The organism is Caulobacter sp. Root487D2Y (assembly GCF_001427165.1).
Classification (GTDB): domain Bacteria; phylum Pseudomonadota; class Alphaproteobacteria; order Caulobacterales; family Caulobacteraceae; genus Caulobacter.
This window is the reverse complement of sequence record NZ_LMFD01000015.1, coordinates 176316-201616: the sequence shown is the minus strand read 5'-3', so window position 1 is coordinate 201616 and position 25301 is coordinate 176316. Positions and strand designations below refer to the sequence as shown.

The window sequence follows — 25301 nt, the reverse complement described above, 5'->3', positions numbered from 1 at the left end:
ATTTGGTACCGCAACCATTGCGCCGACCGCCTTTTCGCGGTCCGCAAAGCGCGCTAAGGGCGCCGCTGCGTCAGCAAGGGCACCCAACAAGAACCAGGGGCCGGCCGGCGTTTCGTACGTTTCTTCCCTGATGAACCGTCGCGGCCTCGCGGCGGTCGCGGAGCCTCGCGCATGCCTCTGTCCCTTGCCCTTCCGGTTGGCGACGGCGATCGTCCCACCAGCCGCCACGTGCGACAGAACGCCAATCTGCTCAGCGACCTGCTGAACGAGGCCATCGCCTTTCTCGACGGCGAGGAGGCCGCCAAGCTGGTGGCCACGGCGCGCACCGCCGCCTCGCAGGAGACCGCCGACGGCGAGGCCGTGCGCCTGGACCGCCTGTTCGCCGACCTCTCCAGCGACCAGGCCATCTTCCTGGCCCGGGCCCTGGCCAGCCACTCGATGCTGGCCAATATCGGCGAGGACGTCGCCGGCCGCCGCCGCCACGCGGAGGGCGACGCCCAGCCGGGCGACGAGCGTCCCCGCACGCTGGTCGACGCCGTCAAGGCGCTGGTCGCCGACGGCAAGTCGCCGGCCGAGCTGACCAAGGTCCTGGCCGCCATGAACGTGGTGCCGGTGCTGACCGCCCACCCGACCGAGGTGCGCCGCCGCAGCATGGTCGATCGCGAGACCGAGATCTCGCGCCTGATGGCCCTGCGCCGCCACCACCTGCCGCCGTCGATGGACGCCGAGATCCGCGAGCGGCTGTTCCGCGAGATCGCCCTGATGTGGCGCACGCGGCTGTACCGTCCCGAACGGATCACCGTGAAGGACGAGATCCGCAATGCCTTGTCGATCGTCCGCACCTCGATCCTGCCGGCGGTGATCGACCTCTATGCCGACTGGTCGCAGGCGATCGGCGAGCACGGCCAGATGGCGCCGCTGCTGAAGATGGGCTCGTGGCTGGGCGGCGACCGCGACGGCCACCCGGGCGTCAACGGCGACACCCTGAAGCTGGCCCTGGCCTCGCAGGCCCGGGTGATCCTGGACTGGTACGCCGGCGAGGTGCGCAAGCTGTGGTCCAACCTGGCGGTCTCCACCGCCTATGCGCCGGTGTCGGAGGAACTGCTGGCCCTGGCGGCCCAGACCAAGGATCCGTCGGTCCATCGCCTGGACGAGCCCTACCGCCTGGCCCTGGAGCTGGTGTTCGACCGCCTGACCGCCGTGTCGCAGAAGCTGACCGGACAGCCGGTGGCCTTCGCCAACGGCGACACCGACGTCGAGCCCTACGGTCATCCCGAAGCGTTCGTCGCCGACCTGAAGATCGTCATCGACAGCCTGGAGCGCAACGGCGGCGAGCGCCTGGTGGGCTCGGCCCTGCGCACCCTGGTCGAGGTGGCCCAGGCCTGCGGCTTCCACCTGATGAGCCTGGACCTGCGCCAGAACGCCGACGTCCACGAGCGGACGCTGCACGAGCTGTTCCAGCGGTCCGGCTCGGGGGTGAAGTATCTGGACCTCGACGAGGCGGCCCGGTCCAAGCTGCTGATCGGCGAGCTGTCGCACCAGCGGCCCCTGGTCTCGCCGTTCACCGCCTATGACGAGGAGACGACCAAGGAGCTGGCCACCATGGAGGCCGCCGCACAGATGGTCCGCGACTACGGCCACGGCTGCATCGGCGCCTATGTGATCTCCAAGTCCGCGACCCTGTCGGACATCCTCGAGCCGCTGGTCCTGCTCAAGCAGGTCGGCTTGGTGTGGGGCGGGGCGGCGCCGCGCGCCTCGGTCAAGATCAGCCCGCTGTTCGAGACCATCGGCGACCTGGAGAACGGCCCCCGCGTGCTGCGCCAGTGGCTGGAGCTGCCCTTGAGCCGCACCATCCTGGGCGACCGCCCGGTGCAGGAGATCATGCTCGGCTATTCCGACAGCAACAAGGACGGCGGCTACGTGGCCAGCCGTCGGGGCGTGGCGCGCGGCGCTTCGGCGCTGGCCTTCGAGGCCGAGCGCATGGGCGTCGGGCTTCAGCTGTTCCACGGTCGCGGCGGCAGCGTCGGACGGGGCGGGGGACCGGCCGCCGAGGCCGTGCTGGCCCAGCCGGCCGGCACCGTCCAGGGCCGCATCCGCATGACCGAGCAGGGCGAGATGATCGCCCGCCGGTTCGGCGACCAGCCCACCGCCCGCCGCAACCTCGACGGCCTGGCCGCCGCGGTGCTGATGGCCAGCGAGCGCGAGGTCTCTCGCCCCGACCCCGAGGCCGACGCGGCCATGACGGCCTTGGCCGAGGCCTCGTTCCACGGCTTCCGGGCCCTGGTGTACGACGACCCGGCGTTCGAGGACTTCTTCTGGTCGGCCACGCCGATCGGCGAGATCGTCGGCCTGAACATCGGCAGCCGTCCGGCCAGCCGGACCGCCAGCCGCAAGATCGAGGACCTGCGGGCCATCCCCTGGGTGTTCAGCTGGTCGCAGGCCCGCTTCATGCTGCCCGGCTGGTACGGCTTCGCCTCGGGCGTCGAGCGGGCCGGGTTGTCGACGGGGCAGCTGCAGGACCTGGCCGGCGGTTTCGACTTCTTCGGCGCCCTGCTGTCGAACATGGAGTTGGCCCTGGCCCAGAGCCACATGGGCATCGCGGCCCGGTACAAGGACCTGTCGCCGGACAAGGCGAACGCCCAGCGGATCTTCGACACGATCCAGCGCGAGCACGACGGCGCCAGCCGGATCGCCCTGGCGATCCGCGGCGGCTCGGCCCTGCTGGACAACCAGCCGGAGCTGTCGGAGTCGGTGGCCCTGGCCGGGCTGTCGGTGGATCCGCTGAACCACCTGCAGCTGGAGCTGCTGGCCCGCCGCCGGGCCGGCGACCAGGACGAGAACGTGCGCCTGGCCATCCAGCTGACCGTGGCCGGCATCGCGGCGGGCCTGCGCAATACGGGGTGAGGGCAGGGGCAAGACCGCTGACGGGGACACGCCCTTGCGGCGTGTCCCCTGCCAGATCCGCGGCGGGCTTCATTGGGGACACGCCGCAAGGGCATGTCCCCGACCCGCCTTTTTCAACACCGGCGTCAAAACGGAAAACAACGTTTTGACACCGCTTGCACAAGGCGTCGCTTCGGAGTAGATTCCTAAATGACACCGGTAGCAAAGTGGCCTGTCCAGTTTGACACCGGTATCACTCGACGTTTCGGACTGGCCTGGCCAGTCCCGGGCGTCCGCGGCTCTTCTGAGTTCGCTCCTGCGCAAACTTTCAGGGCGTCGAGTTTTGTCTCGGCGCCCTTTATTTTGAGAGCCCCCGTGATCCTGATGACGGTGATGAGGGCGAGGCGGCGCGGACCCGACACGTCGGGACCGCCAGGCGGGATGGAAACCAAGGACGACAAATCACGCGAACAGGCACGCGGACGGGCGCGCGAATTGACGTCGGGGGAGCCTCTGGTGTGGCGTCCGCCCGCAACGCGGTCTAAACGGTCGCCCAGCGCCGAACGCGGCGAAATCTTCCACGCCGAGGCCCGCCAACAAGGCCGCACGCAAGATCGATCCTTTGAGGAGCAGTACTGATGGTGAAAGACCGCATGGCCGTGCTGACGGCGTTGATGGACCAGGGCGTCATCCCGGTTTTCTATCACCCGGACGTCGAGGTCTGTAAGAAGGTGATCCAGGCCTGCGCCGACGGCGGCGCGCCCTGCATCGAATTCACCAACCGCGGCGATTTCGCCAGCCACGTCTTCTACGAAGTGACCCGTCACTTCGCCTCGGCCGATCCGCGCGTGATCATGGGCGTGGGCTCGATCGTCGACGCCCCGACCGCCGGCATCTACATCGCTAACGGCGCCAAGTTCGTGGTCGGCCCGATCCTCAACGCCGACGTCGCCAAGGTCTGCAACCGCCGCAAGATCCCGTATTCGCCCGGCTGCGGCTCGGCCTCGGAAATCTCCTACGCCGAGGAACTGGGCTGCGAGATCGTCAAGGTGTTCCCCGGCTCGTCGGTCGGCGGCCCCGATTTCGTCAAGGCGGTGCTGGGCCCGATGCCCTGGACCCGCATCATGCCGACCGGCGGCGTCGATCCCGACGAAGCCTCGGTCAAGAAGTGGTTCGGCGCGGGCATCGTCGCCGCCGGCATGGGCTCCAAGCTGATCACGCAGGAGCTGCTCGACGCGGGCGACTACGCCGGCATCACCAAGAAGGTCCGCGAGACGGTGGACCTGATCAAGAAGGTTCGTGGGAAGGCCTAAAGACCAATGACCGACAACATCCTCAACATCCGCCCGGCTTCGGAAACGAAGTGGGACTGCGCTTCCTTCGGTGAAGTGATGCTGCGCTTCGACCCGGGCTTCGGCCGGGTCCGCAACGCCCGTCAGTTCCAGGTTTGGGAAGGCGGCGGCGAATACAATGTCGCCCGCGCCTTCCGCAAGTGCTGGGGCAAGCGCTCGACCGCGGTCACCGCCCTGCCGGTGAACGACCTGGGCTGGCTGGTCGAGGATCTGATGATGCAAGGCGGCGTCGACACCTCCCACATCATCTGGCGCGATTTCGACGGTCTGGGCCGCAACACCCGCGTCGGCCTGAACTTCACCGAAAAGGGCTTTGGCGTTCGTCCGGCCCTGGGCTGCAGCGACCGGGGTCACTCGGCCGCCTCGCAGATCCGCCCCGGCGAAGTGAACTGGGAAAAGCTGTTCGGCGAGGAAGGCGTGCGTTGGTTCCACACCGGCGGCATCTTCGCGGCCCTGGCGTCCAACACCGCCGAAGCCGTGATCGAAGCCGTGGAAGTGGCCCGCAAGTACGGCACCGTGATCTCCTACGACCTCAACTACCGCGCCAGCCTGTGGAAGTCGCAGGGCGGCAAGGAGGGGGCCCAGAAGGTCAACCGCCACATCGCCCAGTACGTGGACGTGATGATCGGCAACGAAGAAGACTTCACCGCCTGCCTGGGCTTTGAAGTCGAGGGCCTGGACGAGCACATCAGCTCGATCGATCCGGCCAACTTCAAGAAGATGATCCAGACGGCCGTGAAGCAGTTCCCGAACTTCAAGGTCGCCGCCACCACCCTGCGCAACGCCAAGACCGCCTCGGTCAACGACTGGTCGGCGATCCTGTACGCCGGCGGCGAGTTCTACGCCTCGATGATGCGCGAGAACCTCGAGATCTACGACCGCGTCGGCGGCGGCGACGGCTTCGCCTCGGGCCTGGCCTTCGGCTTCATGGAAGGCAAGGGCCCCCAGGCCGCCGTCGAGTACGGCGCGGCTCACGGCGCCCTGGCCATGACCACCCCGGGCGACACCTCGATGGTGCGCCAGGCCGAGGTCGAGGCCGTGATGAAGGGCAAGGGCGCGCGGGTCATCCGCTAGTCCTCGCTCTCGTTGGCTGAACAAGCAGAGCCCCCGGCCGCAAGACCGGGGGCTTTTTGCTGGGCTGAGGTCGCCTCGGCGCTGCGCTCGGCGGCGACCAGTCGCTCGTACAGTAGCGAAGCCCTGAACTTGGCCATCTTCTTGCGAACGTCGCGGCGGAGCTGCGCGGCGCGGGCGGGCGGATAGTCGGGATCATGGGGTCGGGTGCGGTTGCGGACCCGGGTCCGGGTTCTGGGCATCGGTGCCTCCATCTAGGCTTGGCCATGGCTTCGCCGCCTCACGCGGAAAGCCGCTGAAGTTTGGGGAGGGATGCGGAGCGCCGGGCTGGGCCCGGAAGCTTTTGTAGAAGTACCGTTTCGACTCAGACCGACGCTCCGCGCGGTCGTTATCCGGAAGCGCCCGACGGTTGGCGTTGTTGGCGCCTCGCCGATTGAAGCCTCCGGCGGGAAGATGAAGCCAACGACGCTCCATCCTTGAGGGGCTGCGTCACCGCACCCCTTGGCCCTCGCCCGCCCGCGCATCCCACGCCGTTTCTGTGTTCCATGCCCGGCCGGCCCTGGAAGGATGCGGGTCGCGGCCCGCCTTGAGAGCAAGCCGCCGCCGACGAGCGCCGCCCGCTCGACCGCACCTCAAGGCCGCGAAGGTCGCTGGCCGCGCGCCCTCCCCATCGCCTCGAGGTGGTCTGATTATGCGGCGCCGCGAGAAGGGGAGGATAAGTGGATTTTTGGCGTTGAATTCGTTGCGGAAACACGCCGGGAGCGATGGGGATGAGTTTTTTCGCGCCCGTCGCCATATGGGTTCGTCGCGAAAGAAGCTGTCATCCCGGACAAGGCCCGAAGGGCCGCCGATCCGGGACCGCCGGAAGCGCTGAGTTCACGCATCGGTCCCGGATCTTCGCGCTGCGCGCTCGTCCGGGATGACAACTGTTTAGAGTCATGTGCGCGAGCCCCCCGTCGCCGAAGCCGCAAGGCGACGGTTCACCGCCCCGGCGGCCGCTAGGGTTTCGCCTGATCCACTTTCGGGAAGGCTGGTCCAAGATCGCGGCGTCCAGGGAGATGTCATGCTGATTTCACGACCTGTCGAGCGCCGCCCGAACCCCATGCCCGGACGAGCCGCCGGGGTGAGCGCCGCCGATCGCCCATCGACGAGCGAGGCGTCATGAGGCGCGATTACGAGGAAGCCCTGGACAAGGCGCTGGAGTTCGTTCGCACGACCGTCGTCGGCGGGGCGCTGTTCCTGCTGCCGATCGTCTTCGTGGTCTTTGTCGTGAGCAAGGTCGTCGGCCTGATGCGGCACGTCACCGAGCCGCTGGTCGAGTCCCTGGGGGTCACCACCGTCGCGGGGGTCGCGGCCAGCACGATCGTCACGGTGATCGGCCTGATCCTGAGCGCCTTCCTGGTCGGCCTGATCGCGCGGACCCGGATGGGCCAGTCCTTCCTGACCTGGATACAGAGCGGGGTCGCCGCGGCGCTTCCGCAGTTCAGCCTGATCCAGGACATGGCCAAGAATCTGGGGACGGAGGGCGCGGCCGAGATGCCGATCGTCCTTGTCCCCACCGACGCGGGCTGGGCCCTGGGCCTGCTGATCGAAGCCCCGGTGGGCGACTGGCACGCCGTCTATCTGCCCGGCGCGCCGCAAATGGGGTCGGGATCCATCGCCTACGCCCATACCGACCAGGTCCATCGAACGGACCTGACGATCAACCAGCTCTGGGTGATCCTGCGTCGCCGCGGGATGGGCTCGGCGAAGGTCTATGAACACCTGGCGAAGCTGCCGCCGCAGGACGGGGGGTGAGCGGTCGGTTTCAGCGTTAGGTGCGTTCTCCTCGTCCTTCGACAGGCTCAGGATGAGGAGAATAGCGGGCGCCTTGCAACCAAGGCGATAGGCTTTAAATTCGACCTCATCCTGAGCTTGTCGAAGGACGAGGTCGTGCACGGCGCCTGGGTTTACATACTGAGATGCTCAGACGGGATGTACTATGTCGGCTCCCACCGGGGTGACGACCCCCAGGGTCGCGCCTCTGAGCACAACGCGGGGCTTGATCCCAGGGCCTTCACCTACAAGCGTCGCCCGGTCGAGGTGGTCTGGGCCGAGCACTTCGATCTGATCGTGGACGCCATCGCCGCCGAGCGTCGGCTCAAGGGTTGGAGCCGGGCCAAGAAGGAAGCGGTGATCCGAGGGGACTGGGAGGCGCTTCCCGGCCTCTCGCGGAGCCGAAATCCTCGTCCTTCGACAAGCTCAGGATGAGGATTTCTACTGTCGAGGCCCGCACATTGGTCCTCATCCCACATTGGTGCTCATCCTGAGCCTGTCGAAGGACGAGGACCACGCACGGCGCTTGAATGTCGCCCCGCCCCAGCGCTTCGATCACCTCTAGCGGGGGACCCTCAATACGGCGTGGGCACCATGCGGCGGCCTTCGAGAATGCTCTGGTCGTCGTACTTGTGCTTGTCCGACCGCTTGGGCAGCTGGACCTTCGGGCGGTCGATCTTCTCGTAGGGGATCAGCGAGAGGATGTGGGCGATGCCGTTGAGGCGCGCGCGCTTCTTGTCGTCCGAGCGCAGGATGTGCCAGGGGGCCTCCTCGCGGTCGGTGGCCGCCAGCATCTGGTCGCGGGCCCGGGAGTAGTCGTACCAGCGCGAATAGGACTCCACGTCCATCGGGCTCAGTTTCCACTGGCGCAGGGGATCGTTGACGCGGGCGTGGAAGCGCCTGTCCTGCTCCTCCATCCCGACCTCCAGCCAGATCTTGATCAGGATGATGCCGGAGCCGGCGATCCAGCGTTCGGCCTTGGGGCAGGCCTCCAGGAAGTCGCGGTGTTCGTCCTTCGAGCAGAAGCCCATCACGTATTCGACGCCGGCCCGGTTGTACCAGCTGCGGTCGAAGATCACGATCTCGCCGCCCGCCGGGAAGTGGGCGATGTAGCGCTGCATGAACAGCTGGGTCTTTTCGCGCTCGCTGGGAGCGGGCAGGGCGGCCACCCGGAACACGCGCGGGCTGACCCGCTCGGTCAGGGCCTTGATGAAGCCGCCCTTGCCGGCGGCGTCCCGTCCCTCCAGCACCACGATGACCCGCGCGCCGGTCTCCTTGACCCAGTCCTGCAGGCGGCAGAGCTCGACCTGCAACTTCAGCAGCGTCTCCAGATAGGCCTTGGTCTTCATCTTCTCCGGCTTGCCGCCGGATTTGCCCGCCGACTTGCCTGGGGGCTTTTCCTCGTCGCCGGATTTCGCCTTGGCCATGGAAGTTTTCCTTAGTTGGCGACGTGACCGATCAGGGCGCCGACCCAGGCGGCGGCGGCCACCAGGACGACGCCGGGGGCCACCCTCAAAGCGAACGCGCGGCCGCCGCTGGTCGTGGCCACGACGATCTTGGTGATGGTGTTGGTGGTGAAGCCGGCCAGGATCGGGATGACGACGTCCTGCGCCGGCATCCGGCCGTTGGCCGCCAGCGAGGCGGTCGAGATCGCCGGCGCGTGGGTGTCGACGAAGCCGGCGACGGCGGCCGCCAGGATCGCGCCGGTCTCCCCGAACTCCGCGCGCAGGGCGGCGGAGGCCAGCAGCACCACCGACAGGGTCAGGGCGAAGATCAGCGCGCCCGACAGGCTGAAGGCGCTGTCGGACTGCTGCGCCTCCTTCGGCGGCGGCGTCCGCAGGGCCGCGATGGTGAAGATCGCGCCATAGCCCGCGGCGGCCAGGCCGGCGCCGATCAGCGGGGCGGCCATGGCCTGCAGGGCGGACTGGCTGGTGGCCCCCACCACCACGGCCATCTGGAGCACGGTGGCGACGGTGGAGAGCACCGCGCCGGCCACGGCCGAGGTCATGACCTTCGGATCCTTGGCCGCCCGCGCGCCCATGGCCCCGATGGTCGCCGAACTCGACACGAAGCCCGAGGCCAGGCCCGAGATCGGCAGGCCGAACCGCGAGCCCAGCACCCGCGTGGCCAGGTGGCCGATCGCGCCGATCAACAGCACCAGCACCACCAGCCGCCAGATCGACTTGGGATTGAGCGCCGCGTAGGGCCCCATCTGCTGGTCGGGCAGCAGCGGCATGACCACGATCAGGGCCGCGCCCAGGATCAGGGCCGAACGCACCTCGTCCTCGGTCAGGACCGTGCGCACGAAGTGATGCAGGCGCTCGCGGCTGGACAGCAGCAGGGCGGTGACGATGGCCACCGCGCCGGCGGCCGAGGGAGCCTTCATGGCCAGGCCGCCGGCCAGCACCGTCAGCAGCAGCGAGAACTCGGTCGTCAGGCCGGCCCCCTCCTGCTCGTGGTTGCGCCAGTAGCTCAAGCCCACCAGGGCGGTGATGGCGACGGCCAGGACCGCCAGCAGCACGACGCCGCCGCAGGCGATCGCCACGGCGCCGCCGAGGGCCGCGATGGAGAAGGTGCGCACGCCCGCGTCGGCCGGCCTCATCGCGCCGTCCATGGCGCGCTCGCGGCCCGTCCCGATCAGCAGACCCACGCCGAGCGCGACCAGCAGGTTCAGCAGAGGCGCGTCCAAGGCGTCTGGCTCCCGAGCACGTCCGGCCGACCGGCCGGCTTCTCAGCGTCGAGTCTTATGGTCCGTGGCCTGACCGAGCAATCCGACAAAACCCCGAACGGGCTGTTTGTCGGCCGCCGCGGGAGCCGCGCCCCGGCTCACGGGTCCAATTGCGCGAGCTTTAGCTTCACCTCTCATCAAAGTTGTAGAATCGGGCTTTCTATGTCAACGTTCCGGGACAACAAGGAATGGGGCATTTCATGCGTATCTTCCTGTACATCGTGGCCATACTGATCTCGCTCGCCGTGATGATCCTTCCCTGGGTCCTGATCCAGCCGATCACCTTCGTCACCGTCCTGATCTCCGTGGCGGGGCTGGCGGCGCTCGTCCTGTCGATCTGCGGGCTGGTGCTGGGCTGGGGCATCAGCCTGAGGGTCGGCGGCAGCACCTGATCGCGTTTTCCCGCGAGGGACGGCGAGGCAAGGCGACCACCGGATCGCTCCGGCGGCCGCTCTGTGAACGCCGCCCGGCCGGCGGGCGGCGTCTTCCGGCGTTCACGGAAATGTTGTTCGCCGGGCTGAAGCCTGACCATTGACGGCGGCGCGCGCGGGTCCACTCTGAGGGCGGATCAACCCTAGCCCGCGGCCGCCCCACATCATGATTTCCCTGGCCGCCGCGACGCCGTCGCGCTGTCGAGCGACGCCGTTCGAGACCGTCGTGACGCCCCCTGGCGGGGCGGCGCGATGAACGAGCCGACGATCTTCTTTTCCGAGGTCAACGAGCGGCAGGGCATGTTCCACCGCCGCGCGTTCCTGATGGGCGGCCTGGCCGGCGTCGGGCTGCTGACCCTGGGCGGACGCCTGGCCCAGCTGCAGCTGGTCGAGGCCCGGCGCTACCAGAAGCTTTCGGCCGGCAACCAGTTCAACTACCGCCTGGTCTCGCCGCCGCGCGGGGCGATCTACGACCGCAACGGCGTGGCCCTGGCCTCCAACCGGCCCAACTTCCGCCTGCTGGTCGCCAAGGACGACGGCTTCGACGCCGCGACCACCCTGGACGAACTGGCCCAGCTGGCGCCGATCGATCCGGCCCGCCGCTCGCGCCTGCTCAAGGACCTGGCCCGCGCGCCCAAGAAGGCCCCGGTGGCGGTGATGGAGGACCTGACCTGGGAGGAGTTCTCCCGCGTCAACATCCGCGCCCCGGAGCTGCCGGGCGTCACCGCCGACATGGGCGAGGTGCGGGTCTATCCGTTCGGCGGGGCCTTCGCCCACGTGATCGGCTATGTGGCCAAGGTCTCGGACCGCGACCTGGAAAAGGCCAAGGCCGATCCGACCCAGGACCAGGCGCTGCTGCACCATCCGGGCTTCCGGATCGGCAAGCTGGGGGTCGAGAAGGCGTTTGATGGCCCCCTGCGCGGCCAGGCCGGGGCCAACAAGGCCGAGGTCGACGCCCAGGGCCGCACCGTGCGCCTGGACCCCGAGGGCGACATCCCGGCCAAGCCCGGCGCCGACATCCGCCTGACCCTCGACGCCGACATCCAGAACCGCGCCCTGGAGGTGATGGGCGACGAGAGCGGGGCGATCGTGGTCATGGACTGCCGCAACGGCGACCTGCTGGCCATGGCCTCGGCCCCCAGCTTCGACGCCAACCGCTTCGTGAAGGGCCTGTCGGGCCCCGAGTACAAGGCCCTGGCCGAATACGAGCGCAAGCCGCTGCTGGACAAGGTGATGACGGGCACCTACCCGCCCGGCTCGACCTTCAAGCCGACCGTGGCCATGGCGGCCCTGACGGCGGGGGTGGACCCGACCGAGCGGGTGACCTGCACCGGCGGCTGGGCGTTCGGCGGCCGGGTCTGGCACTGCCACAAGAAGGGCGGCCATGGCGTGCAGGACATGCACGCGGCGATCAAGAACAGCTGCGACGTCTATTTCTACCAGATGGCCCTGCGCATCGGGCCCGACCCGATCGCCGCCGCGGCCAAGGCCTTCGGCTATGGCGGGACCTTCGACATCGGCATTCCGGGCCAGAAGAAGGGCCTGGTCGGCACGCGCGCCTGGAAGAAGAGGGCCTTCAAGCGCGACCCGGTCTGGCATCCCGGCGACAGCGTGCCGTACGGGATCGGCCAGGGCTATATCAACGTCAACGCCCTGCAGCTGGCGGTGATGACCGCGCGGCTGGCCAACGGGCGCAAGGCGCTCAATCCGCGCCTGGTCAAGTCGGTGGGCGGGGTCGAGCAGCCGCACGGCGACGCCGTGCCCGACCTGCCGTTCAGCCAGGAACACCTGGAGATCGTCCGGGCCGGCATGGCGGCCGTGGCCAACGACCCGACCGGCGGGGCCTTCAAGCAGAGCCAGCTGGGCCTGGGGGACGTCAAGATGGCCGGCAAGACCGGCACCGCCCAGGTTCGCCAGTACGCGGCCGGGGCCTCGCGCAGCAACCAGGGGATCGCCTGGAAGCTGAAGGACCACAACCTGTTCATCGCCTTCGCCCCCTACGACAATCCCCGCTACGCCCTGTCGGTGATCATCGAGCACGGCGGCCAGTTCGGCTCCAGCGCCGCCGCCCCGCGGGCGCGGGAGGTGATGCGGGTGGCCCTGCTGAAGGACCCGGAGATCCGGGCGAGGATCGAGCGCCCGATGCCCCTGCCGGACGCGCCGGACGAGGGGGAAGGGGATGTGGGGGCGGGTGATGCGCCGGTGGCGGATCCAGCGGCGGAGGTTGGCTGAGCGCCACCTTATGAACCGCTCATCCCGGCGAATGCCGGGACCCAGATCCCGTACCGGTGTGGCTGATTGGAAATAGCTCAGCGCTGTTGGCGTCTGCCTCGAACCCATTCCATCTGGGTCCCGGCATTCGCCGGGATGAGCGGAGGGTTTTAGGTTGCTGAGTTGCCCCCCAGCACCCGCTCCAACACCTCCACCACCAGCGCATGATCCTCCACCTGCGGCAGCCCCGACACCGTGATCGCGCCGATGCAGCCCAGGCCCGCCAGGATCAGCGGAAAGCCGCCGCCGTGGGCCGCGTGGTCGCGGGGCGAGAGGCCGTAGCGCTGCTCCAGGGTCTCGCCCGAGGCCTTCAGCTTCAGGCCGACCGCCAGGGTGCTGGTCCCCAGGGTCAGGACAGTGTTGCGCTTGCGGCGAACCCAGTCGGCGTTGTCGGGGCCGGCGCCGGGCAGGGCGGCGTGGAACAGCGGGCGCTCGCGCAGGCTGATGTCGATGGCCACCGGCGCGCCGCGGGCCAGGGCGGCGTCGCGCAGGGCGGTCCCCAGGGTCCAGGCGGTCTCCAGGGTGAAGCGCTGGAACACCAGGGTCTTTTCCTGGGCGGCGATGGCGGTCAGCAGCTCGGCGTCGGTCTGGTCGGGCGTCACAGCGCCAACTCGCGGCCTTCGGCGGCGCTGCGCTGGGCCACCTCGATCAGCGCCATGACCGCCAGGGCCTCCTCGGGCGGGACGGGGTTGTCGCCGTGGCCCGACAGGGCGTCGCGGACGGCGGCGTAATAGGCCAGGTAGTCGCCGGGCAGGCCCTCGACCAGGCGGCTGACCGTGCCTTCGCCGTCCGGAACGGTCAGGGTCCCCGGACGCGGATCGGCGCCCCAGCCCTGCGAACCCGGGACGACGCCGGCCTTCAGGGCGTTCTCCTGGTCGTCCAGCCCCTGTTTGACGAAACTGCCCTTGGTCCCGTGCACGGCCAGGCGCAGGCGGGAGTCGATCGTCATCTGGCTGGCGTGCAGCAGCACCCGCAGGCGCGGATAGCGCAGGACCAGGTGGAAATAGTCCGGGGCCTGGCCGCCGTCCTTCTGGGCCGCGAGGTCGGCGAACACCGCCCGGGGCGGACCGAACAGCTTCAGGGCCTGGTCGATCAGGTGCGGGCCCAGGTCCAGCAGCGCCCCGGCCCCGGGCTTCTCGCGCCAGCGGTCGCGGACCTCCGGGCGGAAGCGGTCGAAATGGCTCTCGTACTGCACGATCTCGCCCAGCGACCCGTCGGCGATCAGGGCCTTGAGGGTCAGGAAGTCGCTGTCCCAGCGGCGGTTGTGGAAGATGCTCAGCAGCTTGCCGGCCCGCCTGGCGTGGTCGGCGATGGCGCGGGCCTCGTCCAGGGTGACCGCGAACGGCTTGTCGATGACCACGGCCTTGCCGGCGTCCAGCGCGGCGTGGGCCTGGGGCGCGTGCAGCGGGTCGGGGGTGGCGATGACCACCAGGTCGATCTCGGGGTCGGCCAGGGCCGCGTCGAGGTCGGGCGCGACCTTCACGCCCGGATGGTCGGCCAGGACCTTGGCCGGGTCGCTGGAGACCACGGTGTGCAGCAGCAGGCCGGGCGTGGCGACGATCAGCGGCGCGTGGAAGGCCTTGCCGACGAAGCCGTAGCCGACCAGGGCGACCTTGAAGGGGAGGGGGGAGGACATTCCAGTCTTATACCCTCTCCCATGGGGAGAGGGAGGGGCCCGCGCTGAAAGCGTGGGAGGGTGAGGGGGTAAAACGTCGGACGGCGTGCCGGCAGAGCGTTGGTGTGAACCGCGGAGAGGGTGTCACCCCTCACCCTCCCATGCTGCGCATGGGTCCCTCCCTCTCCCCTCCGGGAGAGGGTGAAAATAGAAAAAACCCCCGATCTCGCGACCGGGGGCTCGTTCTTCAGGCACTCGTGACGACCAACTAGATCTTCACCAGCTCCATTTTCGGGGTCAGCAGGTGGATGACCAGCAGGGCGATCAGATAGGCGCTGCCGGCGACGATGAAGATCGGGGTGTAGGTGCCGATCTGGTCGAGGACCTGGCCGATGTACTTGGAGAACACCATGCCGCCGACCGCGCCCAGCATGCCGCCGATGCCCACGACCGAGCCCACGGCGCCGCGCGGGAAGACGTCCGACGGCAGGGTGTAGAGGTTGGCAGAGAAGCCCTGGTGGGCGGCGGTGGCGACGCCGATGATCAGGACAGCGGTCCACAGGTTGTCGACATTGGCCGCGAACATCACCGGCACGGCCAGCAGGGCGCAGACCAGCATGGTGGTCTTGCGGGCGTTGTTGATGCTCCAGCCGGCCTTCATCAGGCGCGAGGACAGCCAGCCGCCCCCGACGCTGCCGACGTCGCTCATCAGATAGATGGCGATCAGCGGCGGGCCGAAGGTCTTCAGGTCCAGGCCGTAGCGCTTGCCCAGGAAGTCCGGCAGCCAGAACAGGAACATCCACCAGATCGGGTCGATCAGGAACTTGCCCAGGGCGAAGGCCCAGGTTTCCTTCTTGCCCAGCAGCTTGACCCAGCCGATCTTCTCGACCGGATCGGCCGGATCCTGCTCGATGTGGGCCAGTTCGGCGGCCGACAGACGCTTTTGCTCGCGCGGGCGGCGATAGACGATCAGCCACAGCGGCAGCCACAGCAGGCCGGCGATCCCGGTGACGATGAAGGCCATCTGCCAGTCGAAGGCCAGCACGATCATCGGCACGACCAGCGGGGTGACGATGGCGCCGATGTTGGTGCCGGCGTTGAAGATGCCGGTGGCCAGGGCGCGTTCGTTCTTGGGGAACCACTCGGCCACGGCCTTGATGCCGCCCGGGAAGCCGCCGGCCTCGCCGATGCCCAGGCCCATGCGGGCCACGGCGAAGCCGGTGAAGCCGCGCGCCAGGGCGTGGGCGATGTGGGCGCCCTGCCAGATCAGGAACGCGATGCCGAAGCCCCAACGGGCCCCGATCTTGTCCATGATCTTGCCCCAGGCCATGTAGGCCACGGCGTAGGCCAGCTGGAAGTAGAACACGAGGTCCGCGTAGTGGGTCTCGTCCCAGCCAAATTCCTTGCTGAGGTCAGCCTTCAGCAGGCCGATCGTCTGGCGATCGACATAGTTGATCACCATCGCCAGGAACAGCAGGCCGACAATGACCCACCTGTACCGCCCGATCTTCGCAGAAGGAGCCGGCATCGTTGGAGCGTCCATGGACGTCACATCCTCACCCTTAGGCTTGTAGTTATTCCGACGCCCCCGCCGGTTTTCCGATCGTTAGAGCGTTTTCAAGTGAACTGGAAACCGGTTCGCTTGAAGAGACGCGGTAGAACAAGACACGCCTTGCGCGCGACCCGGCCCCTAGGCCGGGACCGCCACGCAGGCGACGCTTCCGAGCGGGCCGAAGTCTACGCGGGACGTGTCCCCGGCCGCAATGTCGTGGATTCCAGTGCTGGCCCCGGTGGTGACCAGCATGCCCTTCTTCAGCGGCCGGCCGCGCGAGGCGACGTGGCCCAGCAGGAAGGCCAGGGCCGCCAGGGGCGAACCCGGGATCGAGGACGCGCCGCCCTTGCCGACCGACACCTCGTTGATGAAGGTCTCGGCCGGCATGTCTTCCCAGGCGATGTCGCGCCAGTTCTCGACCACCGGACCCAGGATCTGGCCGTCGTTGTTGCCGAAGTCCGAGGCGACGATCGGCGGGCCCAGGGCGTTGATGGTGGCCAGCGGGCTGCCGGCGATCTCGATGCCGACGATCAGCTCGCCCACGTATTCGGCGGCTTCCTCGGCGGTCCATTCGGTCTTGTCGGCCGGGGCGTCCTTGCCCAGGCGGATGATGAACTCGGCCTCGACGGCGGTGAAGCCGCCGGCGATGGCGCGGAACGGCGTGGGCTCGGCGCCCGCGTTCCAGACCTTGGTCTTGAAGATGCAGCCGGCCAGGCGCTCGGCGCCGAGGCGTTCGCGATGCTGCGGGGGAACCAGGCCGACCTTCCAGCCCACGAGTTCGTCGGGCCACATGTCGATGGCCAGGTCCTGGACGGCATAGCCGTCGGCCATGGATTTGGGCAGCACGCCGCCCGGATAGCCGGGAACCGACACGCCCTTCAGGCGCGCCTCGACGAACTGTGGGGCGATGGATGCCGGTGCGAACACCTCGCTCTCGGCCTCGGAAACGGTCACGCCGCGAATCCTCCCTCGCGTTACACTCTACAGTCCCGTTCGACGGGCTTTGGTCACGCATAATGGAAACCGGTGTCATTGACAATCGGCGACACGACACCGGTGGCAAGGGATTGTCATGCCCGTGTCATGGGGCTTTCAATGGCGGCCATGGTCGATCTTGCCGCGCTTCGCCGTCTGGCCCTGGCCTTGCCCGAGGTCCAGGCGAGCCCGGAGGGGGCGCGGCTGGCGTTTGACGTGCACGGCAAAGGCATCGCCTGGTCCTATTTCGCCCGCCCGCGCCCCAAGGCGCCTCGCGAGCTGGTGGAGGGCGTGATCGCCGTGCGCTGCCTGCGCGAGACCAAGGAGATGCTGCTCGAGGCCGCGCCCGACCGGTTCTTCGACGACGACCACTATCGCGGCTTTCCCGCCGTGCTGGTGCGGCTGGACGCGATCGACGAGGCCGAATTGGCGGGATTGCTGGCCCAGGCCTGGCGAATCCTGGCGCCCAAGGCCCTGGTCAAGCGGATCGACGCCGAGCGATCCGGAACCGCCGACCCCGGTGGAGACTTCCCCTGAAAACAGGGAGCCCTCGCATGGCCCAGGGACAGCTCGCCGAGTACCGCCGCAAGCGTGATTTCCAGAAGACCGCCGAGCCTAGCGGCGACAAGGCCGTCGCGCCGGCGCCGCACGCGCGGTTCGTGATCCAGAAGCACGACGCCACCCGGCTGCACTACGACTTCCGGCTGGAGGTCGACGGGGTGCTGAAGTCGTGGGCGGTGACCAAGGGGCCGTCGCTGGATCCGGCCGACAAGCGGCTGTCGGTCGAGGTCGAGGACCATCCGCTGGACTATGGCGACTTCGAGGGCACGATCCCCAAGGGCCAGTACGGTGGCGGCACGGTGCAGCTGTGGGACCGCGGCTACTGGAGCCCCGAGCCGGGCTTCGAGGACGTGGCCAAGGCCCTGAAGAAGGGCGAGCTGAAGTTCGTGCTGGAGGGCGAGCGGCTGCACGGCTCGTGGGTGCTGGTGCGGATGAACTGGGACCGCAACGCGAAAGACGGCCCCAAGCGACAAGAAGGGGGCAGGCGGTCGAACTGGCTTTTGATCAAGCACAATGACGAGGCCGCGCGGCCGGGCGAGGGGACGGCGGTGCTGCAGGAGGACGCCTCGATCGCCTCGGGCCGGACCATGGCCGACATCGCCGCGGGCAAGGGCCGGGGTCCCAAGGCGTTCATCCTGAAATCGAAGGGCCCAAAATCCAGAGAGAGGGGCGACGCGGTGTGGACGTCACGGACCAAGGCCGAGCGGGAGGCGCTGCAGGCCGAGGCGCTGGAGACGCGGACGTTCGCGGAGCCCAAACCGAAGGCCAAAGCCGCCAAGGCCAAGGCCGCTGTCCTGCCCGACTTCATCGAGCCCCAGCTGTGCAAGTCCGTGGACCGTCCGCCGACGGGGCCCGGCTGGGCGCACGAGATCAAGTTCGACGGCTACCGCGTGCAGCTGCGGGTCAAGGACGGCCGCGCGACCCTGCGCACCCGCAAGGGGCTGGACTGGACCGAGAAGTTCGCCGCCATAGCGCAGGCCGCCGCCGACCTGCCCGACGCCGTCCTCGATGGCGAGGTGGTGGCCCTGGACGCGGCCGGACAGCCCGATTTCGCCGGCCTGCAGGCGGCGCTGTCGGACGGCGACGGCGGCGACCTGATCTTCTTCGCCTTCGACCTGCTGGCGCAAAACGGCGAGGACCTGCGCGACCTGCCGCTGCGCGAGCGCAAGGCGCGGCTGAAGGCGATGATGGGGCCCGACGAGCCGCGCCTGCGCTTCGTCGACCACTTCGAGACCGCTGGCGACGCGGTGCTGCTGTCGGCCTGCAAGCTGGAGCTGGAGGGCATCATCTCCAAGCGGCTGGACGCGCCCTACCGCTCGGGCCGCAGCGACACCTGGACCAAGGCCAAGTGCCGGGCGGGCCACGAGGTGGTGATCGGCGGCTACACTACGACGGGCAGCGCCTTCCGCTCGCTGATCGCCGGGGTCTATCGCGACGGCAAGCTGGCCCATGTGGGCCGGATCGGCACGGGCTTCGGTCGCGACAAGGTCGCCAAGCTGCTGCCCCGGCTGAAGGCGCTGGAGACCAAGACCTCGCCGTTCGAAGGCAAGGGCGCGCCGCGCAAGGCCGAGAACATCCATTGGGTGAAGCCGGAGCTGGTGGCCGAGATCGAATATGCCGGCTTCACCGGCGACGGCGCGATCCGCCAGGCGGCGTTCAAGGGCCTGCGCGAGGACAAGCCCGCCGCCGAGGTCGAGGCCGAGGTTCCTGCGTCCCCGGAGACGGCCGAACTGGCCGAGCCGACGCCCCCAATCGCTGCAAAAGGGGCGGCCGCGCCCAAGTCCCAGACCATCGTCACCGCCAAGGAAGACAGCGTCGTGCTGGGCGTGACGATCTCCAAGCCCGACAAGCCGCTGTGGCCCGACGTCGACGGCGCGCCCGCGACCAAGATCGACCTGGCCCGCTACATGGCGGCGGTCGGCCCGTGGATGCTGCCGCACATCAAGGGCCGGCCGGCCTCGATCATCCGGGTGCCGGACGGCGTCGGCGGCGAGACCTTTTTCCAGCGTCACGCCATGCGCGGGATGTCGTCGCTGATCGAGCTGGTCAGCGTGAAGGGCGACAAGCAGCCTTACATCCGCTTCGACCGGGTCGAGGCCCTGGTCGCCGCCGCCCAGATCGCCGCCGTCGAGATCCACCCGTGGAACTGCCAGCCGAACGATCCTGAGGTGGCCGGCCGGCTGGTCTTCGACCTCGACCCCGCCCCGGGCGTCACCTTCGAGGACGTGATCGCCGGCGCCCGCGAGATCCGCGACCGGCTGGAGGAGGTCGGGCTGGTCAGCTTCTGCAAGACCACCGGCGGCAAGGGGCTGCACGTGGTCACGCCGCTGTCGGACAAGGTCCCGTGGGACGCCGCCAAGGCCTTCGCCCGCGAGGTCTGCGCCCGCATGGCCGCCGATGCGCCGGACAAGTACCTGATCACCATGAGCAAGAAGGCGCGAGAGGGGCGGATCTTCCTGGACTACCTGCGCAACGACCGCACCTCGACCGCCGTCGCGCCCCTGTCCGCCCGGGCCAGGCCCGGCGGGACGGTGTCGATGCCGCTGAACTGGACCCAGGTGAAGGCGGGGCTGGACCCGACCAAGTACACGATCCGCACCGCCCCCGACCTGATCGCCAAGAGCACGGCCTGGGAGGACTATTTCGACGCCGCCAAGCCCCTGAAGGCGGCGATCAAGCGCCTGGGGTGAGCGGGGCGCCTAGCTCGGCTTGCGGGCCTGTTCCGCCAGCCGGTCGGCCTGGCGCTCGAGGTCGTCGGCCTGGGAGGGCAGGCGGGCGGCCAGATCGCGCAGCTCGGCGTCGGTGACCTCGTCGCCCTGAGCGCGCTGCCTGGCGATCTGTTCGGCGCGATAGGCGGGATCGCGCAGACGGACGGCTTCCTCGCGCATCTGCCGCGCGCCCTGGCGCATCTGCACGGCGCCTTGGGCCATCTGGGCGCGGGCCTTGACCATCTGGCGCGCGGCCTCGGCGCGGGCCTGCTCGCCGATCTGACGGGCCTGCTCGCCAATCTGGCGCGCGCGTTCGCCCTCGGCCCTGGCCCGTTCGCCCTCGACTCTGGCTTGGTCAGCCTGGATGCGGGCTTCCTGGGCGGCCTGGCGGGCGATGCGCGCCTGGGCGCGGCTCTCGGCGGCTTGGCGCCGGGCTTCGGCGCCGCGGGCGCGCGCCTCGGCCGCGGCCTTCCGCTCCTCGGGCGTGGCGGACCGATAGTAGACGTGGCCGACGCCTTCCGGCGGAGGTGGCGGCGGCGCGGGCGGTTCGGGCGGCGGCGGCGGTTCGGGTGGCGGAGGGGGAGGCGGAGGCGGCGGAACGAGCGCGGCCGACTCGAACCTTGGCGGCGCGGGCGGCGCGGGAGGGGCCGGCGGCGCGGCGATCGCGGCCAGGGCGGGCGGCGCCGGCGGGGCGGGCGGCAGGGGCGCGGCCAGCACCGGGACGGGCGGCGGGGCGGGCGGGACCGGCGGCGCGACCCAGTCCTGGCGCGTGACCCCCAGCGCGGCCATGGGCGTGGCGACGACGGCGAGGGCGGCGATGGTCAGGGCGACCGCGAGCGGCCGGCGGCGAGCGGACGTGTTCGTCATGATGCAGGCGATCCTTGTCTTCAGGGTGCGGGCGTCGGCGGCCATGGCGGTCGCGGCGCCCCAGGCGAGTTGGGCGGAGGGGGGCGGTTGGGCGGCCAGGCTGACCAGGGCCTTGGCGTAGAGCGTGCGGTCGACGGTCAGAATCGCGGCGGCGTCGGCGGCTTCCTCCGAGCGTTCGACCAGGACGGCGTGCAGGCGCCAGACCAGCGGATTGAACCAGAACATCGCCAGGGCCAGCCGGGACAGGACCAGGAAGATCCAATCCTGACGCCGCAGGTGGGCCAGTTCGTGGGCCAGGATGGCGGGGGCGGCCCGACGCTCGGCCAGGCTGGCCGGATCGATGATGATGAAGCCCGGCGCGACGCCCCAACTGAGCGGGCTGCTGATCCGGTCGCTGGACACCAGGCCCGGGCGGTCCTCGGGCGGCAGGCGCTCCAGCGGGGCCAGCCAGTCGGCGCACGCCACCGCGCGTCCCTGGCGGGTCCAGCGGTTCAAGGTGTGCAGTCCCAGCAGCAGCCGACCGCCGATGGCGGCGAAGCCGAGCAGCCAAAGGCCGCCGATCAGGCCCGGGGCCAGATCGAGGGAAGGCCAGGACAGTCCGCCCGAGGCGGCCATGCCCACGGCCTCGGGCGGCGCGGCTTGCGGCGCAAGGGCGAGCGGCGCAACGGGCGGAGACGCCGGCAACAGGGCCAGGTTCATCGCCGGCAGGACGTTCATGATGACGGGGAGGGCCAGCAGCAGGCAGACCGTGGCCCGCAGGATGTCGGCCCGCTCGACGGGGCGCTGGGTCAGGAACCGGGCGCAGGCCAGGCCGGCGCCGGCCACCAGGCTGGACTTGATCAGCAGGGACAGGAGCAGGGCCCAAGTCATGGCTTGCGCTCCACGGCCTTGTCGATGATCCGCTCCAGGGCGGCGGCCTCCTCGGGGGTCAGCCTTTGACCCAGGCCCAGCAGGGCCGTGGCGGCGCTGGCGGCCGAGCCGGCGAAGAAGGTGTCGATCATCCGCTTCAGGGCGCCGGCGGCGACGGCCTCGGTCCGCTGGACGGGGCTGTAGAGAAAGCCGTCGGGACCGGCCGTCCGTTCGACCAGGCCCTTGGTCTCCAGGCGCGAGAGCATGGTGCGCACGGCGGAGTCGCTGAGCGGATCGGACAGGGCGGCGCGGACGCCGGCGGCCGTGCCGGCCTCCAGGCGGCAGAGGGTCTCGAAGACCTCGCGTTCGCGTCGGGGCAGGGCTTCGATCACGGCGGTCTCCACGGCACGGCTTCGCTACAGGTGTAGCGTTACATGTGTAGTGAATAGCGGCGGCAATGGGGCGGACGAAGTGAATTCGCCGTAACCTGGGCGCCGGTCCGCCAAGCGCCCCCGCGCCGCCCCGTCTTCGCCCCGCCACGGTCAAGATCGGGCGCGATAACCCGGCCATGAGCCCGCGCGCCCGCCTGCTGTCCCTCGTCGCCGTCCTCGGCCTGGTTTTCGCCGGGGTCGCGGAGGCCTCGGTCGCGCCGCGCCTGATCGAGACGCCGGCCGCCGCGCCTGGGGACGCCATGGCCGTGCTCTATTCGGGCGACGGCGGCTGGGGCCCGCTGGACCGCGGCGTGGCCAGGGTGCTGGCGAACGACGGGATCCCGGTGCTGGGCGTCAACTCGCTGCGCTATTTCCTGGTCAAGCGCCCGCCCCGGACCGTGGCGGACGACCTGGCCGACCAGTTGCGCCGGCATCAGGCCAAATGGGGCCGCCGGAAGATCGTGCTGGTCGGCTATTCGTTTGGGGCCGACGCCCTGCCGGCCCTCGTGCCGCTGCTGCCCCCCGACCTGCGCGGGCAGATCCAGCGCATCGTGCTGATCGGCGCGGGCCCCCACGGCGACCTGGCCTTCCACCCGGCCAGCTGGCTGAACCGGGCCTCGGCCGACTCCTTCCCGGTGGCCCCGGCGGTCGAGGCGCTGAAGGGCCTGCCGATGACCTGCATCTATGGCGACAGGGAGCGGCTGGACATCTGCCCCAGCCTGCCGGCGAGCACGATCCGCCAGGTCAGGCTGCACGGCGGCCACCATTTCGACGGCGACTATGCGGGGCTCGGCGCGGCGGTGCTGAAGGCCGTCGCCCTCTAGTCGGCCGCCCCCCGCCAGGCCCGCGGTTTGGGGGCGATGACCGCATCGTGACCGGGTTTCACCCTAACGCGGGGGATCAAAACCCCGCCGACACGCGTTTTGAAGGCCTGTAGACATCGGAGAGGGCCTTCTCGCCATGACCGCGTTCGGGTCAGTCGTTCGCCATGCGCCAAGTGATTTGCCGCCACCCCCAGCCGCCTTGCCGCTTCGCGCGGCGTTGTTTCTCGACCTCGACGGAACCCTGGCCCCGATCATGCCCCGACCCGAACAGGTCGGGCCCGACGCACGCCGCGCGGCGCTGCTGGACGACCTGACGCGCGCCCTCGAAGGCCGGGTTGCCGTCGTCAGCGGCCGCGCCTTGGCGGACGTCGACCGCATTCTGGAAGACCGCGTGAAGTCCGTCGCCGCCGTGCACGGCCTGGTGCGGCGCGGCGCCCACGGTGTCGACCGCATCCAGCCGCACCCGGACCTCGACCACGCTCGCGACGTGCTGCGCGACCTGTCGCGCGGCGACAAGGGCCTGCTGTTCGAGGACAAGGATCTCAGCGTCGCCTTGCACTATCGCAACGTGCCCTCGGCCGCCGACGCGGTGATCGAGGCCGCCGAGCGTTTGGCGCGATCATCACATCTTGTGCTTCAGTTGGGCGACATGGTCGCCGAGCTGCGCACGCCGGGCCAGGACAAGGGCAAGTCGGTCGCGGCCTTCCTGCGCGAGGCGCCGTTCGACGGGGCGACGCCGGTGTTCGTCGGCGACGATCTGACCGACGAGGACGGCTTCGCCGCCGCCGCCCGGCTGGGCGGCTACGGCGTGCTGGTCGGTCCCGAACGTCCCACCCAGGCGGCCTATCGCCTGAGCGACTGCGACGCGGTGTTCGGCTGGCTGGGCGCCGGACTGGACGCCCTCGCGGGGAGGACCGCCGCATGAGCCGTCTGATCGTCGTTTCCAATCGGGTCAACCCGCCGACGGGCAAGGGCGACGAGAGCGTCGGCGGCCTGGCCATGGCCCTGGCCGCCGCCTTGCGCGAATATTCCGGGATCTGGTTCGGCTGGAGCGGCAAGACCACCACCGAATTCACCGGCCAACTGAACATGCAGAAGACCGACGGGGTCACGGTCGCGACCGTCGACCTCGAGGAAGGCGATTACCAGGAATACTACAACGGCTACGCCAACAAGACCCTGTGGCCGCTGTTCCATTACCGCGTCGACCTGACCGCCTACGACCGCTCGTTCGGCGAGGGCTACGACCGGGTCAACAAGCGGTTCGCCGAGACCCTGCTGCCGCTGATCGAGCCCGACGACGTGATCTGGGTGCACGACTATCACCTGATCCCGATGGCGCGGGAGCTGCGGCGGCTGGGCGTGACCAACCGCATCGGCTTCTTCCTGCACATCCCCTGGCCGGCCCACCAGCTGGTCGTGACCCTGCCGCGCCACCGGCCGCTGGTCGAGGCGCTGTTCCACTACGACCTGGTCGGCTTCCAGACCGAGGAGAGCGTCCAGGCCTTCGAGGGCTACGTGTTCAACGAGGTCGGCGGCGAGCGGACCGAGGACGGGCGGCTGACGGCGTTCGGCCAGACCACCCGGGTCGGCGCCTTCCCGATCGGCATCGACGCCGAGGACTTCGCCCGCATCAAGGAAAGCCCGCGCGCCGTGCGCGTCTACGACCGGCTGATGGCCCACAGCGTGTTCCGCAAGATGGTCGTGGGCGTCGACCGGCTGGACTATTCCAAGGGGCTGGAGGAGCGGCTGATCGGCTTCGAGAAGTTCCTGCGCGACAATCCGGACGCCCGCCGCGAGGTGATGCTGCTGCAGATCGCCCCGCTGTCGCGCGACGAGGTCGGGGCCTACCAGGACCTGCGCGGACGCCTCGACGGCCTGATCGGCCGGATCAACGGCGCCTATGCCGACATGGACTACAACCCCATCCGCTACCTCAACCGCAGCTACCGCCGCGACGAGCTGGCCGGGGTCTATCGCGCCGCCAGGGCCGCCCTGGTCACGCCGCTGCGCGACGGCATGAACCTGGTGGCCAAGGAATACGTCGCCTCGCAGACGCCCGAGGATCCGGGCGTGCTGATCCTGTCGCGCTTCGCCGGCGCGGCGCGGCAGCTGAAGGAGGCGCTGATCATCAATCCCAACAGCCCCGAAGAGATCTCCGACGCCCTGACCCGGGCCCTGAACATGGACCTCGACGAGCGCAAGCGGCGGTTCGAAAGCCTGATCGACAACGTCACCCGCCAAGACGTCACCGCCTGGCGCGACGACTTCGTGGCCCAGCTGCGCGACCCGACGCCGGTCGTCGCGTCCAAGCCGATGATCAAGATCCCGCCCGCCTTGACCTTGCGGGCCGGGGGGAGGGGCTAGC

At 69.6% G+C, this 25301-nt stretch carries 21 protein-coding genes; 12 read left to right on the top strand and 9 right to left on the bottom strand.

Annotation, left to right across the window (positions count from 1 at the left end):
• Window positions 1–171 precede the first annotated feature (171 nt).
• The 3 genes from ppc to ASD38_RS22355 all read left to right on the top strand — a co-directional run bounded on the left by ppc (window position 172) and on the right by ASD38_RS22355 (window position 5309).
• Window positions 172–2904, top strand: a complete 2733-nt coding sequence (ppc, locus tag ASD38_RS22365) for a phosphoenolpyruvate carboxylase (protein WP_056463604.1) — start codon at window positions 172–174, stop codon at window positions 2902–2904.
• A gap of 617 nt (window positions 2905–3521) precedes the next feature.
• Window positions 3522–4196 carry a bifunctional 4-hydroxy-2-oxoglutarate aldolase/2-dehydro-3-deoxy-phosphogluconate aldolase gene (locus tag ASD38_RS22360; protein ID WP_029912584.1) on the top strand — a complete coding sequence of 225 codons (675 nt, stop codon included), beginning with the start codon at window positions 3522–3524 and terminating at the stop codon, window positions 4194–4196.
• Window positions 4197–4202: 6 nt separating this feature from the next.
• Window positions 4203–5309 (top strand): sugar kinase, encoded by a 1107-nt coding sequence (locus tag ASD38_RS22355; protein ID WP_056447253.1) that lies wholly within the window; start codon window positions 4203–4205, stop codon window positions 5307–5309.
• Here ASD38_RS22355 and ASD38_RS22350 read toward each other — a convergent pair.
• Window positions 5306–5548, bottom strand: a complete 243-nt coding sequence (locus ASD38_RS22350) for a hypothetical protein (RefSeq protein WP_056447250.1) — start codon at window positions 5546–5548, stop codon at window positions 5306–5308. The two genes, ASD38_RS22355 and ASD38_RS22350, sit on opposite strands and share 4 nt — an antisense overlap.
• Before the next feature lie 919 nt (window positions 5549–6467).
• Between ASD38_RS22350 and ASD38_RS22345 the strand changes: the two genes are divergently transcribed.
• Both ASD38_RS22345 and ASD38_RS22340 read left to right on the top strand, forming a co-directional pair.
• On the top strand, window positions 6468–7103 hold the full coding sequence (locus ASD38_RS22345; protein WP_056447247.1) for a hypothetical protein: 636 nt from the start codon (window positions 6468–6470) through the stop codon (window positions 7101–7103).
• A 177-nt stretch (window positions 7104–7280) separates the two neighbouring features.
• The gene (locus tag ASD38_RS22340; RefSeq protein ID WP_056447325.1) at window positions 7281–7556 is read left to right on the top strand and encodes a GIY-YIG nuclease family protein; all 276 of its coding nucleotides are present in this window, start codon (window positions 7281–7283) and stop codon (window positions 7554–7556) included.
• Between the two features lie 140 nt (window positions 7557–7696).
• Here ASD38_RS22340 and ppk2 read toward each other — a convergent pair whose 3' ends face one another.
• Window positions 7697–8548, bottom strand: a complete 852-nt coding sequence (ppk2, locus tag ASD38_RS22335) for a polyphosphate kinase 2 (protein WP_082554930.1) — start codon at window positions 8546–8548, stop codon at window positions 7697–7699.
• Window positions 8549–8559: 11 nt separating this feature from the next.
• The gene (locus ASD38_RS22330; protein ID WP_056447246.1) at window positions 8560–9810 is read right to left on the bottom strand and encodes an MgtC/SapB family protein; all 1251 of its coding nucleotides are present in this window, start codon (window positions 9808–9810) and stop codon (window positions 8560–8562) included.
• A gap of 239 nt (window positions 9811–10049) precedes the next feature.
• On the opposite strand from ASD38_RS22330, the gene ASD38_RS22325 reads away from it, so the two are divergent.
• Window positions 10050–10241 (top strand): hypothetical protein, encoded by a 192-nt coding sequence (locus tag ASD38_RS22325; RefSeq protein ID WP_056447320.1) that lies wholly within the window; start codon window positions 10050–10052, stop codon window positions 10239–10241.
• A 291-nt stretch (window positions 10242–10532) separates the two neighbouring features.
• Window positions 10533–12512, top strand: coding sequence for a penicillin-binding protein 2 (gene mrdA / locus ASD38_RS22320; RefSeq protein WP_056463602.1), 1980 nt, complete (start codon window positions 10533–10535; stop codon window positions 12510–12512).
• Between the two features lie 149 nt (window positions 12513–12661).
• On the opposite strand, the gene ASD38_RS22315 is transcribed toward mrdA, so the two are convergent.
• The 4 genes from ASD38_RS22315 to ASD38_RS22300 all read right to left on the bottom strand — a co-directional run bounded on the left by ASD38_RS22315 (window position 12662) and on the right by ASD38_RS22300 (window position 16672).
• Complete coding sequence (locus tag ASD38_RS22315; RefSeq protein ID WP_056463599.1) at window positions 12662–13153, bottom strand: heme-degrading domain-containing protein; 492 nt, start codon at window positions 13151–13153, stop codon at window positions 12662–12664.
• Window positions 13150–14187: an oxidoreductase gene (locus ASD38_RS22310; protein ID WP_056463596.1), complete on the bottom strand. Its 1038-nt coding sequence runs from the start codon at window positions 14185–14187 to the stop codon at window positions 13150–13152. Before ASD38_RS22310 ends, ASD38_RS22315 begins: the two co-directional genes overlap by 4 nt.
• A 247-nt stretch (window positions 14188–14434) precedes the next feature.
• Window positions 14435–15709 (bottom strand): MFS transporter, encoded by a 1275-nt coding sequence (locus tag ASD38_RS22305; RefSeq protein ID WP_056447235.1) that lies wholly within the window; start codon window positions 15707–15709, stop codon window positions 14435–14437.
• Window positions 15710–15856: 147 nt separating this feature from the next.
• Entirely contained in the window at window positions 15857–16672 is an 816-nt protein-coding gene (locus tag ASD38_RS22300; protein WP_056463593.1) for a 2-keto-4-pentenoate hydratase, read from the bottom strand.
• 150 nt (window positions 16673–16822) lie between these two features.
• Between ASD38_RS22300 and ASD38_RS22295 the strand changes: the two genes are divergently transcribed.
• Together ASD38_RS22295 and ligD are read left to right on the top strand one after the other, a co-directional pair.
• Window positions 16823–17230 carry an MmcQ/YjbR family DNA-binding protein gene (locus ASD38_RS22295; protein WP_056447316.1) on the top strand — a complete coding sequence of 136 codons (408 nt, stop codon included), beginning with the start codon at window positions 16823–16825 and terminating at the stop codon, window positions 17228–17230.
• A gap of 17 nt (window positions 17231–17247) precedes the next feature.
• A complete protein-coding gene (gene ligD / locus ASD38_RS22290; RefSeq protein ID WP_056463589.1) occupies window positions 17248–19944 on the top strand; it encodes a DNA ligase D in 2697 nt (898 codons plus the stop codon).
• Window positions 19945–19953: 9 nt separating this feature from the next.
• Here ligD and ASD38_RS22285 read toward each other — a convergent pair whose 3' ends face one another.
• On the bottom strand, window positions 19954–21699 hold the full coding sequence (locus ASD38_RS22285; protein ID WP_056463586.1) for a M56 family metallopeptidase: 1746 nt from the start codon (window positions 21697–21699) through the stop codon (window positions 19954–19956).
• On the bottom strand, window positions 21696–22070 hold the full coding sequence (locus tag ASD38_RS22280) for a BlaI/MecI/CopY family transcriptional regulator (RefSeq protein ID WP_056463649.1): 375 nt from the start codon (window positions 22068–22070) through the stop codon (window positions 21696–21698). Before ASD38_RS22280 ends, ASD38_RS22285 begins: the two co-directional genes overlap by 4 nt.
• 176 nt (window positions 22071–22246) lie before the next feature.
• On the opposite strand from ASD38_RS22280, the gene ASD38_RS22275 reads away from it, so the two are divergent.
• The 3 genes from ASD38_RS22275 to ASD38_RS22265 all read left to right on the top strand — a co-directional run bounded on the left by ASD38_RS22275 (window position 22247) and on the right by ASD38_RS22265 (window position 25300).
• On the top strand, window positions 22247–22933 hold the full coding sequence (locus ASD38_RS22275) for an AcvB/VirJ family lysyl-phosphatidylglycerol hydrolase (protein ID WP_056463583.1): 687 nt from the start codon (window positions 22247–22249) through the stop codon (window positions 22931–22933).
• 136 nt (window positions 22934–23069) lie between these two features.
• Window positions 23070–23858, top strand: a complete 789-nt coding sequence (otsB, locus tag ASD38_RS22270) for a trehalose-phosphatase (RefSeq protein WP_082554929.1) — start codon at window positions 23070–23072, stop codon at window positions 23856–23858.
• A complete protein-coding gene (locus tag ASD38_RS22265; RefSeq protein WP_056447218.1) occupies window positions 23855–25300 on the top strand; it encodes an alpha,alpha-trehalose-phosphate synthase (UDP-forming) in 1446 nt (481 codons plus the stop codon). The genes otsB and ASD38_RS22265 overlap by 4 nt, the downstream gene beginning before the upstream one ends.
• The last annotated feature ends 1 nt before the right edge of the window (window position 25301 follow it).

Bases quoted from the DNA above. Each gene is read 5' to 3' on its own strand.
- ASD38_RS22310 (WP_056463596.1), bottom strand. From the start codon at position 14,187: ATGTCCTCCCCCCTCCCCTTCAAGGTCGCCCTGGTCGGCTACGGCTTC.
- mrdA (WP_056463602.1), top strand. From the start codon at position 10,533: ATGAACGAGCCGACGATCTTCTTTTCCGAGGTCAACGAGCGGCAGGGC.
- ASD38_RS22345 (WP_056447247.1), top strand. From the start codon at position 6,468: ATGAGGCGCGATTACGAGGAAGCCCTGGACAAGGCGCTGGAGTTCGTT.
- ppk2 (WP_082554930.1), bottom strand. From the start codon at position 8,548: ATGGCCAAGGCGAAATCCGGCGACGAGGAAAAGCCCCCAGGCAAGTCG.
- ASD38_RS22325 (WP_056447320.1), top strand. From the start codon at position 10,050: ATGCGTATCTTCCTGTACATCGTGGCCATACTGATCTCGCTCGCCGTG.
- ASD38_RS22275 (WP_056463583.1), top strand. From the start codon at position 22,247: ATGAGCCCGCGCGCCCGCCTGCTGTCCCTCGTCGCCGTCCTCGGCCTG.
- ASD38_RS22295 (WP_056447316.1), top strand. From the start codon at position 16,823: ATGGTCGATCTTGCCGCGCTTCGCCGTCTGGCCCTGGCCTTGCCCGAG.
- ASD38_RS22340 (WP_056447325.1), top strand. From the start codon at position 7,281: ATGTACTATGTCGGCTCCCACCGGGGTGACGACCCCCAGGGTCGCGCC.
- ASD38_RS22285 (WP_056463586.1), bottom strand. From the start codon at position 21,699: ATGACTTGGGCCCTGCTCCTGTCCCTGCTGATCAAGTCCAGCCTGGTG.
- ligD (WP_056463589.1), top strand. From the start codon at position 17,248: ATGGCCCAGGGACAGCTCGCCGAGTACCGCCGCAAGCGTGATTTCCAG.
- ASD38_RS22305 (WP_056447235.1), bottom strand. From the start codon at position 15,709: ATGGACGCTCCAACGATGCCGGCTCCTTCTGCGAAGATCGGGCGGTAC.
- ppc (WP_056463604.1), top strand. From the start codon at position 172: ATGCCTCTGTCCCTTGCCCTTCCGGTTGGCGACGGCGATCGTCCCACC.
- otsB (WP_082554929.1), top strand. From the start codon at position 23,070: ATGACCGCGTTCGGGTCAGTCGTTCGCCATGCGCCAAGTGATTTGCCG.
- ASD38_RS22265 (WP_056447218.1), top strand. From the start codon at position 23,855: ATGAGCCGTCTGATCGTCGTTTCCAATCGGGTCAACCCGCCGACGGGC.
- ASD38_RS22355 (WP_056447253.1), top strand. From the start codon at position 4,203: ATGACCGACAACATCCTCAACATCCGCCCGGCTTCGGAAACGAAGTGG.
- ASD38_RS22350 (WP_056447250.1), bottom strand. From the start codon at position 5,548: ATGCCCAGAACCCGGACCCGGGTCCGCAACCGCACCCGACCCCATGAT.
- ASD38_RS22360 (WP_029912584.1), top strand. From the start codon at position 3,522: ATGGTGAAAGACCGCATGGCCGTGCTGACGGCGTTGATGGACCAGGGC.